The following is a 12,072-nucleotide window of genomic DNA, read 5'->3' as shown; positions in this document are numbered from 1 at the left end:
GTAGGTGGCAGGGCTCGGCCCACCCCCTTCAACCTGCGGTTAGATTCTGTCGATTGCTGTTAAGGTACTTTCAAACAGATGCGATTTATTTACAAACGGAAATCTTCAGGGGGGGGTGATCGGATTTTTCGATCATACCACAACAGATCCTATCATTAGGGCCGCTGATGGCGATCTGCACAGGCTCTGGCCAGCTCGGCAATCGCCTTGTAGGTGGACGCGTCCGAGCTGCGCCTCCAGATGCAAAACAGGGGCAAAGACGGCAGTTTTGCATCTACGTCAAGTTCGCACAAATCTGGCCCAGCCAGATCGCACGCCAGTGGCAGTGTCGCGATGCCGAGGCCGCGTTCAGTCAGCCGGGCAATTGCAGCCATCGATGTGATGCAGTGCACGATTGAAGGCCTAAGACCGAATTCATTGAAGAGCGCCAGAACATTGGAATGGGGACGCGAATTGCGGGTAAAAGTAATCAACGGACCGGTGGCCACATCAGCAAGTGACAGGGTCTCACCGCGCATCCCTTCGGGTCCAAACCAGCCCATTGCCAGGGGCGGAAGCTCTGCGCAGATGCAGGTTTCATCGTGGCGGTCATCCGTAGTCAGCAACATATCCAAGCCACCGCGTTCAAACGCCGTCGCAATGTTGGGCGTAGGTTCAACGGTCAGTTCCAATTCCAGACGGGGATAACAGCGCGCCACCTCTTCGATCAGATCGCATAGCCATGTGTGTACAACAGAGGAAACAAGCCCCAAGCGGATCCGCCCTACGGCTTTGGTTGGGTCGGACAAGGTGTTGCGCAACTCACGCTCTGTCGCCAGCATGTTCTGGGCTTTGTTCAAAATCAGCGCGCCAGCTACTGTGATGCGGGTGGCGTGAAATTCGCGGTCAAAGAGATCAACCTGCAAATCTGTCTCCAGCGACGATATCCGACTGGACACCGTAGCTTGGCTGACATTCAGTTGCTCGGCAGCGGCCCGGAAACTTCCGAGATTAGCGACTGTAACGAATGTTTCTAAGAATCGCGTATTCACCAATGGTCTCCATTTACTTAATCACGTTGTAAAAGAACACAGCAAATTAAGCCCGAGTTAAAGTCACTCTACAGCTTTTTCTCTCCAGTTTAAGTTGATCGTTGTTTTGCAGTTAAACGCCGAGGAGTGTGAACTGCTCAGCACTGTCTAACGTCAGCGCTGGATGGTAATGCTTTGTTTGCCAGCCCATTCTAACAGCTTGCCACTGATGTATTCTGAGCTGTTATCAACCCAAGTAGTTTTTGGTTTGCCGCGCCATTCGATGATCCGGTCGAGGCTGCGAATAACCCGTTTGGCTTGCAAGGAAAAATCAACCTCGATGCCTGAACCCTCGCGGTTAAAATCATTCAGCACGTTCCAAAGCCGAAACGCCCGGCCATCCCCGAGGCGATCCGCCATGAAGTCCATCGACCAAGTCACGTTTGTTGCGTCCGGCACCGCCAGCGCATCGGGTTTGTCCCGCTTTCGCCGTTTTCGGGGTTTGATCCGCAAGTTCAGTCCCAGTTCGCAGTAGATCCGGTAGACCCGCTTGTGGTTTCACACGGATGGCCCTGCGCATTGCGTAGATGCAGGAAGGATAGCCCAAAACCCCAAGTCTTCCGGGCGGTCGTCAGCCCAACCAGCAGATCGGCGATCTGCTCATTATCGTCGCTCAGCAGCGGGCTGTAACGATGCCAGATGTCGCTGAGACCAAAGGCTCGGCAGGCCAGCGCAATGCCTACACCGTGTCGCGCCACCGCGTTCTCGGCCAGACCCCGCCACAGGGCTGGCCAAATCACTTTTATCCAAGGGATTCCTTCAGCAACTCAGCTTGCATGCTCATCCCGGCATACATCTTCTTAAGACATCGGTTCTCGTCTTCCACGGCCTTCATCTGGCTGATCATCGACGCATCCATCCCGCCATACTTCGACCGCCAATTGTAGAACGACGCGTTGCTCATCCCGTGCTCGCGGCACAGCTCAGAGACGGGCCATAGCTTTGGGCTTGGCGCAGGACCGCAAGCCCTTGGGGTTCATTATATCGCGTCATCTTCATCAAAATCTCCTTAGATATCTTGCCGAGAAAATTCTACTTCCGCTTCCCCCTAGTTTCGGGGGGATCACCGACACACCCGGGCCAAAAGTCCAGAGTTTTAGAAGCAGATTCATGTTTTCAAGTAGGTTCCACGCCCACCCTTTCATCTGAACATGCGAATATGGACGGCTTGTCAGGGACCGCGCGAAAGCCAATAGTCTGGAACACTGCGGTTACGGCACGCACTCTATGCGCAGGACCAACGCCGTAAAGATCAACCGCAAAACCGGAAATTGACGGGCGGTACAACGGCTTCTGCACCATACAAAGATCGATAGCACAGTGCAGTACCTGGACGTGGGAGCCGAAGATGGCCTAAGCATCGCGCAGAAAATCGACATTTGAGTTTTGAGCGAACGGCACTAGCCTTCCGTTTTCCGTAAGCGGTCTGCTTCAATTGGCTCCCGATGCAATAAAAGAGCCCAAAATACCAATTTCTGCGCGGTGCACTAAGGGCCTGTTTATGTGCTCGACAGCCATAGAAGCAATAATTTCTGACCTCTGTGAGCAGACGTTTTCATGATGGCCAGAATCTAAGCGTCGCTGTCCAAATGCAAAATACTTAAGCCGCCCAGATATTATCTTAGTCACTGCGCCGTTTCGGGGGATAACCACTGGCGAACAGGAAAACATCGGCCCGATTGTATTTGTATAACTTATGACGTGATAACAACTATAAATTTTCTAAATTTCATAGCCGATGCTACCTTTGATCGAAATCTGCGAGATTGAGGTAAAATATGAACAGGCAAGACTTCCATAAACGCTTCGACACATCCGGCCCTGTCATACTGCCCGTTATTCACGTTCTTGATGCCGAACAGGCGCGGCGCAACATCGAGGTTGCAAAAAATGGCGGCTGTCCCGGCGTCTTTCTGATCAACCACGACTTCGAGAAAGAAAAGCTGATCCCGATTATTAAAGAGATGCGTCAGGCGTATCCTGACTACTGGATCGGCGTGAATTTTCTCGCTGTGACGGGCAAAATTGCATTTCCAATTCTAGGCGAGCTGCAGGCGAGTGGAATTCAAGTTGACGGCTATTGGGCGGATGATGCCCGTATGGACGAGCGTCGATCCGAGAGTGATCAGCCAGAAGCGGATGAGATCGCAGAAATCCGCAAGACGAGTGGCTGGAACGGGCTGTATGTCGGTGGCACCGCCTTCAAGAAACAGCGCGATGTTGATCCCGCACTGTATGGCAAAAGCGCGCGCATCGCCACGAACTACATGGATGTCGTCGTTACCTCCGGCGTTGCGACTGGCCACGCTGCAGACGTTGGTAAAATCGAGATATTCCGGAAACATTGCGGAGACACCGCCCTTGGCCTTGCCTCCGGAATAACGCCTCAAAACGCCGCGCGCTACGCAGATGCGGTTGATCTTTTCATGGTGGCAACTGGCATCAATTTCCAAGGGGACTTTTACAACATCGACCCCGAACGCCTGAAGCACCTCATGATCGTCACACAGAAATAAGGAGAATATGATATGACACATGACAAAGGACCCAGAGACGACCGTTGGTACTTCTCGCTTATGGCGCCGAACACAAAGGGCGACAAATTTGCATGGCTGGACCCGACCTCGATTTACATCAACGGCAAAGCCTATCACGATCTGCTGGATGATCTTTGTGCTGATCTGAACCCAGATGATATTGACGTTGTGGCTGGGCTTGACGCAATGGGGTTTGTTCTGGCCGCTGGCATTGCTGCGCGGATCGGGCGAGGCTTTTTGCCAATCCGCAAGACTGGCAAGCTGTGTGTTGACACAGATATTGCGTCGATGACCAACTACTCCGGCCAGACCCAAGCGATGGAGATGCGTTTGCCAGCCTTTGCACCGGAAACGCGGGTCCTGCTTGTGGATCAGTGGGTCGAAACCGGCGGCACAATGCACGGTGCTGTGCAGCTGGTTGAACAGCAAAAGGGCAAAGTGGCCGGCATGGTTGCGATTGTCATGGAAGACAACAAAAACACCGCAGAATACCGCAAGAAATACAAGTGCGTCACTGCCATTCAACCGGACACAGAGTGGCAGCGGCAGGCCAACGCCCAGTATCTCGAAAGCTTTAAGACTTACAAACCCGAGATGGCATTTCCGGTCTAGCAACTAAGCTCGGCGCAGACTCCAGAAAACTCAGCTAAGAGGGGCTCGACAGGTGAAATTAATCTGTGGAAACAGTAATCGTCCGCTTGCCGAAGCGATTGCGGCACATATGAAAGTACCGCTGGCGGAGTGCAATGTGCGCCGCTTCGCCGATGAAGAGGTCTTCGTGGAAATCCATGAAAACGTGCGCGGTGACGACGTATATGTCATCCAGTCAACATCATATCCTGCCAATGACAACTTGATGGAGCTGCTGGTATTGATAGATGCCCTGCGCCGCGCATCGGCTGGCCGGATCACCGCGGTAATCCCTTACTTCGGTTACGCACGCCAAGATCGCAAATCCGCGCCACGCACACCGATTTCAGCCAAGCTGGTGGCGAATCTTATCACCAACGCAGGCGCTGATCGGGTTCTGACAATGGATTTGCATGCGGCGCAGATTCAGGGCTTTTTCGATATCCCGACCGACAACCTGTATGCCGTGCCGGAAATCGTTCGCGACATCGAACAACAAAAAAGCCGTGAGAATATTATGGTTGTGTCGCCGGATGTGGGCGGCGTGGTTCGTGCCCGGGCATTGGCCAAGCGACTTTCTAGCGGCTTGGCGATCGTCGACAAGCGCCGCGACAAACCGGGTTCTTCTGAAGTGATGAACATCATCGGCGACGTAACTGGAAAATCCTGTGTTCTCGTTGACGATATCGTCGATTCAGGTGGCACTTTGTGTAATGCTGCGACTGCCCTCTTAGAAAGCGGCGCCGCTGAGGTATCAGCGTATATCACGCACGGCGTTTTGTCCGGCAAGGCAGTCGAGAGGATAAACGCATCAGATCTATCCTCTTTGGTAATAACTGACACGATTGGTGCGACTGAGGCGGTCAGCGCATCTTCGGTCATTCGTACCATTTCCATCGCACCGATGTTTGCAAAGGCCATAACACGTATCGCAAATGGGGAATCCGTCAGCATCTTGTTTGAATAGCGTCTGAGGACGATGCGTGCATATAGTGTCCTTATTGTTTCCCTTTCTCAATAAGTGTCGCTAATGTTGTAAATATGGGTGTTACCAATTTATCAACAGAGCTCTTGAGGGCCTTTATAACTGTCATTGAAGTAGCCAGTTTCACGCGGGCTGCTGAGATCCTCGGTCGGACGCAACCAGCAATCAGCTTGCAAATCAAAAGGCTGGAACAAACGGTTGGGTACGACTTGATTGAGCGTAAAGGCAAGGAAATTACCCTAACTGAACGGGGCGAGGCATTGGCGGTTCACGCCCGACAAATCCTGCGTTTAAACGATCTAGCTATGGTGCAGTTCGAGAAACCAAGCGAGTCTTCCAAACTGCGCGTTGGATTGCCGGTAGACTATGCCGTGAACACGCTTCAATCCTGCCTCACGAGCGTTGTCCGGCAATATTCAGAAGTGCAAGTCGAGATACGCTGCGACTTATCCAAGAACGTGCTATCTGCCTTGCGCAGTAACGAGATCGACATAGCGGTTGCCTTGTTCGACGGGGACGATCAGCAATTCCTGTTCCGCAATTGGGAAGAGCAACCCAATTGGGTTGGTGCCACCGACTTTGAAATCCCTGACGGGGCCGACATCCCACTTGTCGTTCATCCTTATGGATGTGTGTATCGGGACCGGATGACCACGGCGTTGAAACTGGCAGGAAAAAGCTGGCGCATTGCCTATTCGAGCCCCGGAATTGGCGGTGTTCAACGTGCGGTCCAAGATGGGTTGGGCCTGTCCTGTCTAACCGTCCCCACAGTTCAAAGCGGTATGCGTAAATTCACAGAAAAAGACGGCCTACCCGTGCTGCCCCCTTTACACATCGGTCTGTTCGCTCGACAGGCGCAGTTGGGTGCAGGTGGGTATGCGGCGATCGACGAGATGGTAAAAACGCTAGAAGCACAATCTTCGGACATACACCCTGGATAAGCGTTCATTATGCAGACATATCAACGATAAATTTCCCAAAACTGTGATCTTGCAATAGCATTCCTCCAAGTCGGCGCAGAACCTACTTTTAAGCACAGCAACGGAGGCTCTTTTTTTAGCGGAAGGGCGATCAACTGGGAGAAGATGATGATTAGACCAACACTGAATTCCTCAATTTATGGCCTAAGCCGCCGCCAACTACTCAAATCAGGCGGCGCTGCGGTTCTGACCACTCCTTTCGTCAGCCGCGCGTGGGCTGCCACAACCGATATCAATATGCTGGCTTGGTATGGCCACGGCGAGCCTGACATGGTTGCGGAGTATGAAGCTGCAAACAATGTCAAATTCGTGCCGAAATATTATGCGGGAGGCGACAACATGCTGGCGCTGATCGCGCAATCCCCTCCCGGCACGTATGACCTGATCCTGTCGGACGGCGAGTTTGTGCAGCAGTTGAACCTTGCAGGCTACATCGAGGAGATGAATCCGGCAGATTATCCGCTGGACGACATGCTGCACGAAGACTTCAAACAGTTCCCCGGCCATTGGGCGGACGGCAAGATGTATTCCATGATGCTGCGGGGCGGTCACCTTGGAGTTTCATACAACAAGAATTCCGTGACTGCCGAAGAAGCGACAAGCTACGAATGCTTCTGGAAACCGGAGCTTGAAGGCAAGGTTGGCCACTTTGATTGGCACCTGCCGACGCTGGGCATGATGAGCCTCTATAATGGCAACGGTGCTGGCCTTTGGGATCTAGACGATGCGAAATGGGACGCAGTACAGGAAACCACAATGGGTCTGCGTAAGCAGGTCGGTGGTTTCTTTGACTACGGCGGCACGTTCAACGGCCTCAAGAATGGTGATATGCAGGCGATGGTCGGCATCGGTGACTGGATCACTGGCGTCTTGGAAAAAGACGGCGCACCCGTTGCGTCAGTCATTCCCAAAGAGGGCGGCATTCAATTCACGGAGAGCTATTCCATCGGCAAGGGCAGCGAAAAGGCGTCTGAGGTCAAGAAGTTCATACAATACATGATGTCCCCTGCGGGTCAGGTGAAATCTGCGCAGATGGCGGCCTACCCTGGCTTCTGCGTCACCAAAGCGGGGCGCGCTGCCTTGATCGAAGCGGACTTGGCCGAGGCCACACGGTCGCACCAAATCGAAGGTGATGCGCAAGATCCGATCACATTGATCAACGAAGGCCGCATCCATTACCGCGATGTACCGCAGCAGCAAGGGCTCGAGGATTGGAACGACTTCTGGTCAGAGTACAAGAACGCCTGATTGGGCCCCTGAACACATAAAAACGGGCGGCCGTTCCGTCGCCCCTTTTACCAAAGGATCGCCTCTAGAACATGTTATCATCATCCGGTCGAAAATTTAATCTTTATGCGCTGACATGGCGGCTGCCCATCATATTTTGGCAGTTTATCTTCTTCGTCGGGCCCGTTCTCTTCATGGTCGCGATGTCATTCTTCCTTGTGAAGAATTACCGCATGACCGAGGCGTTCGAATTTGTGAACTGGTCCAAAATGCTGAGCCGCGGATATTTCTGGGACAGCTACTGGTACACGGTTTTCATCGCTGGGGTCTCGACCATCTGTGCGATGTGTATCGCCTTTCCAGCCGCATTTGCACTGGCTTTCCGCGCTTCTGAAAGCACCCGCCGCTGGGCAATATTCCTGCTGATCATCCCGTTTTTCACCAGCTATCTGGTACGTACCTTTTCATGGTTCGTCATCCTATCTGAGAGCGGAGTGATCAACGGAATGCTCGGTTACATCGGCCTTGGTCCCTACACGATGCTCAATACCAGTTTTGGTACGCTGGTGGGTTACATGACATTGACACTGCCTCTGGTGGTGATCTTGCAAACTGTTACGATGGCCAACATCGACAAGAACCTGATCGAGGCTGCGCGCAATCTGGGTTGCTCCGCCTTCAGAACCATCTGGCAGGTGATCATCCCGCTATCCAAGACGGGTCTGATCATCGCTGCAATCTTTTGCTTCATCCTGTCGTTTGGTGACTTTGTGGCCCCGTTCTATCTGGGCGGGTCACAGGAACCGACCTTGCCGATCTTGATCCTTGATACAACAAAGTCCGGTCAACAGTGGCCGCGCGCCGCCGTGGTCGCGATCATGATGATGGCTACGCTTTTCGCCATCGCCTTTGCCGGAATCGCCTTGGCCTACCGCAAAAAGAAGGGCGCGAAATGAACCCGAGCCGCTCTCTCAATGTGATTTTGGGCATCTACGTTGCGATGGTTTTTGCCTTCGTCTTTGCTCCGATCGTATTCAGCATGATCTTTTCGTTCAACTCCCAACGGTTTCCCACCATCCCATTGGGGGAGTTCACGACAGAATGGTACGCGAAAATTCTCGCTGATCCTGATGTCTGGGAAGCGGCATTGAACAGTCTGATCGTGTCCTGTTCAACCGCCGTGATTGCGACCTTCCTCGGGTTTTGCACCGCTTATTCCGACTTCCGCTACAACTTCCGCTTTAAGGGCCCGTACCTTGCTTTGATCTTGCTGCCGCCCACAATTCCTCTGATCATCATGGCGCTGGCAATGCTGGCCTGGTTCTCGAAAATCGGCATGTCGGGGCAAATTTATTCTATCATCATCGCACACAGCGTTTTGACCGCACCCTTTGCCATGGCCGTAATACGGTTGCGCCTGAACCAGATGGATCCTGATCTGGAATCAGCCGCGTGGAACCTTGGCGGCTCCGAATGGCAAACCATGCGCTACGTCATCATTCCGTTTTGCAAGCCTGCGATCTTCTCGGCCTTGTTCCTGACAGCTGCTGTCTCCTTCGATGAATTCGCCGTTTCCTGGTTTGTTTCTGGACTGAACAAGACCTTGCCAGTGATCATCCTTGAGATCGTGCAAGGCAACATCGATCCGCAAGTCAACGCCATCGGCACCTTTGTATTTCTAATTTCCATGACCCTCGTTGTGCTGGCCCAAGTGTTTTTCGCCAGCCGCCAATTAAAGAGCATCAAAACATGAGCAAACCGCTGGTTGTCTTTGACAAAGTCCAAAAGCATTTTGGTAATTTCGTTGCTGTAAAAGAGCTTGATTTTGAAATCCGCGAAGGTGAATTTCTGGCGATTATGGGACCATCGGGCTGTGGCAAAACCACAACCTTGCGGATGCTTGCCGGACTTGAGGCCCCCAGCGTCGGTGAGATCCGCCTGAACGACCACGTGATGAACGATGTTGCCCCGCACGAACGGGACACGCCGCTGGTCTGGCAATCGCTTGCGCTGTTCCCATTTCTGACGGCCCGCGAGAACGTCGAGTTCGGACTTAAGATGCGCGGCGTGGACAAGGCCGAGCGCCGCAAACGCGCCCTTAAATGGCTCGATAAGATGGACATCCTGGAATTTGCGGATCGCGATATTTCAACTCTGTCCGGCGGCCAGAAACAGCGCGTTGCGCTTGCGCGGTCACTGGTCATGGAGCCACAGATTTTGTTATTGGATGAACCGCTCTCGGCGCTTGATGCCCACCTTGTGATCCGCATGCAGGCAGTCCTGACCGATCTACAACGGGAGTTGGGCATTACCTTCGTTTACGTCACCCACTCCCAATCAGAAGCCTTTGCCATGGCAGACCGCGTCATCATCATGGGCAAAGGCGAGATCGCCCAGATCGGCTCTCCCAAGGACATCTACCGAGAACCAGCCAACCAGTTTGTCGCTGAGTTTGTGGGGCGCAATAATATCCTGTCGGGCAAGGTCGCGTCGTTGTCAGACGACACCGCACGTATCGCCACGCCATCAGGTGACTTCACTGTGCCCACAAAGGAAGTGCATTTGGTCAAAGGCCAGAAAGCCAGCTTTGTCATCTCGGCTGATTTGCTCCACATTTCCATAGATGAGCCCGATGCCAGAAACAAAGCGCATTGCAAATTGATCTCGGAGGAATTTGTTGGCTCCATGGTCACGCTGTTTCTGGAAAACTCAACAGGCCATGAGTTCAAAGTCCAGATGCAAGAGCGCGAGTTGTCTAAGTTTGACCTCAAAAGCGGTGCGGAAATCTGGCTGTCATGGGACACTGCCAGCGCACACGTCCTGAACGAAAATTGATCTGTGATCCGCAACCCGATCCCTTGGCCAAACGGCGCGAAATGCGCAGTAGCGATTACATTCGATATGGATGCGGACAGCCTGATCCACATCGCCACGCCTGAGGACAGCCACGACCGTCTTTATCCTATCTCAATGGGGCGCTATGGTCCTATGGTAGCCCTGCCGCGCATCCTGGATACTTACCGTCGTCTGGATCTAAAACAGTCGTTCTTTATCCCTGGCTGGTGTCTGGAAACCTATCCAGATGTAGCAGAGGCGATCCTGAAAGACGGTCACGAGATTGGCCACCACGGGTATCTACATGAAGATCCGATCAAGACACGTGGCCAACAGCGTGAGTGGTTTGAGCGCACGCTGGATGTACATCAACGCATCTGCGGTCAAAAGCCGCGTGGCTATCGCGCGCCGGTTTATAACATCACGCAAGAAGTGGTGGACCTCATGATCGAACACGGGATGCGCTACGACAGCTCAATGATGGCGGATGACATTCCCTACGAACTGGAGACCGGCAAAGGATCGCTTTACGAGATGCCGGTTCATTGGGGCACAGACGACTGGCCGCCCTTTGCCCACTATGACGAGATCGGATACATGATGCCTGTTGCGGCCCCGTCCAAAGGTCTCGAAGGGTTTTGGGAGGAGTTCGACGCGCAGTACGACGCCGGGGGGTTCTTTATGCTGATTATCCATCCTTTTCTGACCGGTCGGCTGGCCCGCTGGATTCAAGTGGAGGCGTGGATCACCAAGACGCAGCAAACAAAAGATGTTTGGTTTGCTACTTTGGATCAAATTGCCGATCATATGGACCAATTGCAGCGGGACGAAATTTGGCAACCAACTGTTGAAACGCTGCCCTACTATTCCGGCCCAATCCTAACGGCAAAGGACACAGCAGATGAACGCAGATGACACACGCCTTTTGCGCATCGCCTATGACGAGGCCAAAGCCGGATTTGACGAAGGCGGCTGCCCGATTGGGTCCGTTCTGGCACGTGGCGGAGAGGTTGTTGCCCAAGGCCGCAATCAACGCGTACAAAAAGGTGATCCGATTGCTCATGGCGAAATGGACGCACTGCGCAAAGCGGGACGACAGAAAACCTACCGCGACACGACGCTGTACACGTCGCTGAGCCCCTGCATGATGTGCACCGGGACAATCATCCAATTCGGCATCCCCCGTGTGGTGATAGGCGAAAACACAAACTTTGGCGGCAACGAAGATTTCCTGCGGTCCAAAGGCGTGGAGGTGATTGTTGCAGATGATCCTGATTGCATCGCCCTGATGCAACGTTTCATCACAGAAAAACCGACGCTCTGGGCAGAAGATATTGCTGAATGATACAGCCCGTGAGCTACATTGATGAAGGTTTCCACAGCATTCGGATATGTTCATATTTTTTGATAGTCGGGAACAGCGGAACGACGGCCGTATAGCTTCCAAGTGAATAGAACCTTTGGACATTTTTTATGTGGCAATGGTGCATTCACACATCCATTTCAGCCACGAGACCACATCGAAGGCTACAAACAGTGTCCAGACTGGGCGTAGGTGCAACTGTGGCGAAAGCCCGTTTTATCCGCATCTCGGTTTTGGGAACGGATTACAGCGAAAGGTCAGCTTGAGATTTGCTCCAAATTGCCCTTTCGAACGTCCGTTTCGGAGAAAATGCTGCGCCGGCGACAGCTGCACCTGCAAACTTCCGCTTTGTCCGTATTCTGTTGAAAAACTCATGGTTTTCTGGGCCCTGTATCACGGGGCGAATGGTTCCCTCCTTGATTTTACTGAGCGGTGTTGGCCCGAA

Annotated in this window: 12 protein-coding genes and 1 pseudogene; 10 read left to right on the top strand and 3 right to left on the bottom strand. The window is 53.0% G+C overall.

Annotated elements, in window-relative coordinates:
- Positions 1-155: 155 nt before the first annotated feature.
- Both OS189_RS17565 and OS189_RS17560 read right to left on the bottom strand, forming a co-directional pair.
- A complete protein-coding gene (locus OS189_RS17565; protein WP_267168648.1) occupies positions 156-1,031 on the bottom strand; it encodes a LysR family transcriptional regulator in 876 nt (291 codons plus the stop codon).
- A gap of 159 nt (positions 1,032-1,190) precedes the next feature.
- A pseudogene (locus tag OS189_RS17560) lies at positions 1,191-2,069 on the bottom strand (transposase); the annotation flags it as partial.
- A gap of 779 nt (positions 2,070-2,848) precedes the next feature.
- Between OS189_RS17560 and OS189_RS17550 the strand changes: the two are divergent.
- From OS189_RS17550 to OS189_RS17505, 10 genes are all read left to right on the top strand, one after another.
- The gene (locus OS189_RS17550; protein WP_267168647.1) at positions 2,849-3,586 is read left to right on the top strand and encodes a BtpA/SgcQ family protein; all 738 of its coding nucleotides are present in this window, start codon (positions 2,849-2,851) and stop codon (positions 3,584-3,586) included.
- 12 nt (positions 3,587-3,598) lie between these two features.
- Entirely contained in the window at positions 3,599-4,219 is a 621-nt protein-coding gene (locus tag OS189_RS17545) for a phosphoribosyltransferase family protein (protein ID WP_267168646.1), read from the top strand.
- A 52-nt stretch (positions 4,220-4,271) separates the two neighbouring features.
- Positions 4,272-5,204, top strand: coding sequence for a ribose-phosphate pyrophosphokinase (locus tag OS189_RS17540; RefSeq protein ID WP_267168645.1), 933 nt, complete (start codon positions 4,272-4,274; stop codon positions 5,202-5,204).
- 74 nt (positions 5,205-5,278) lie between these two features.
- Positions 5,279-6,163, top strand: a complete 885-nt coding sequence (locus OS189_RS17535) for a LysR family transcriptional regulator (RefSeq protein ID WP_267168644.1) — start codon at positions 5,279-5,281, stop codon at positions 6,161-6,163.
- Between the two features lie 147 nt (positions 6,164-6,310).
- Positions 6,311-7,450, top strand: coding sequence for an ABC transporter substrate-binding protein (locus OS189_RS17530; protein WP_267168643.1), 1,140 nt, complete (start codon positions 6,311-6,313; stop codon positions 7,448-7,450).
- A 71-nt stretch (positions 7,451-7,521) separates the two neighbouring features.
- Entirely contained in the window at positions 7,522-8,385 is an 864-nt protein-coding gene (locus OS189_RS17525; RefSeq protein ID WP_267168642.1) for an ABC transporter permease, read from the top strand.
- Positions 8,382-9,182 (top strand): ABC transporter permease, encoded by an 801-nt coding sequence (locus OS189_RS17520; protein ID WP_267168641.1) that lies wholly within the window; start codon positions 8,382-8,384, stop codon positions 9,180-9,182. The genes OS189_RS17525 and OS189_RS17520 overlap by 4 nt, the downstream gene beginning before the upstream one ends.
- A complete protein-coding gene (locus tag OS189_RS17515) occupies positions 9,179-10,264 on the top strand; it encodes an ABC transporter ATP-binding protein (RefSeq protein WP_267168640.1) in 1,086 nt (361 codons plus the stop codon). The genes OS189_RS17520 and OS189_RS17515 overlap by 4 nt, the downstream gene beginning before the upstream one ends.
- A 3-nt stretch (positions 10,265-10,267) precedes the next feature.
- Complete coding sequence (locus OS189_RS17510) at positions 10,268-11,179, top strand: polysaccharide deacetylase family protein (RefSeq protein WP_267168639.1); 912 nt, start codon at positions 10,268-10,270, stop codon at positions 11,177-11,179.
- The gene (locus tag OS189_RS17505; RefSeq protein WP_267168638.1) at positions 11,166-11,609 is read left to right on the top strand and encodes a nucleoside deaminase; all 444 of its coding nucleotides are present in this window, start codon (positions 11,166-11,168) and stop codon (positions 11,607-11,609) included. Before OS189_RS17510 ends, OS189_RS17505 begins: the two co-directional genes overlap by 14 nt.
- A 262-nt stretch (positions 11,610-11,871) precedes the next feature.
- Here the strand turns inward: OS189_RS17505 and OS189_RS17500 are convergent.
- A partial coding sequence (locus OS189_RS17500; protein ID WP_267168637.1) for a hypothetical protein occupies positions 11,872-12,072 on the bottom strand: 201 nt, incomplete at its 5' end.

Origin of the sequence: Sulfitobacter sp. F26169L (assembly GCF_026410285.1) — a bacterium.
Taxonomy (GTDB): Bacteria; Pseudomonadota; Alphaproteobacteria; order Rhodobacterales; family Rhodobacteraceae; genus Sulfitobacter.
The sequence above is the reverse complement of the archived record's forward strand: the minus strand, read 5'-3'. Positions and strand labels throughout refer to the sequence as shown.

Coding starts and splice junctions, on each gene's coding strand:
- OS189_RS17550 (WP_267168647.1), top strand. CDS start 2,849: ATGAACAGGCAAGACTTCCATAAACGCTTCGACACATCCGGCCCTGTC.
- OS189_RS17545 (WP_267168646.1), top strand. CDS start 3,599: ATGACACATGACAAAGGACCCAGAGACGACCGTTGGTACTTCTCGCTT.
- OS189_RS17535 (WP_267168644.1), top strand. CDS start 5,279: ATGGGTGTTACCAATTTATCAACAGAGCTCTTGAGGGCCTTTATAACT.
- OS189_RS17530 (WP_267168643.1), top strand. CDS start 6,311: ATGATTAGACCAACACTGAATTCCTCAATTTATGGCCTAAGCCGCCGC.
- OS189_RS17525 (WP_267168642.1), top strand. CDS start 7,522: ATGTTATCATCATCCGGTCGAAAATTTAATCTTTATGCGCTGACATGG.
- OS189_RS17520 (WP_267168641.1), top strand. CDS start 8,382: ATGAACCCGAGCCGCTCTCTCAATGTGATTTTGGGCATCTACGTTGCG.
- OS189_RS17515 (WP_267168640.1), top strand. CDS start 9,179: ATGAGCAAACCGCTGGTTGTCTTTGACAAAGTCCAAAAGCATTTTGGT.
- OS189_RS17505 (WP_267168638.1), top strand. CDS start 11,166: ATGAACGCAGATGACACACGCCTTTTGCGCATCGCCTATGACGAGGCC.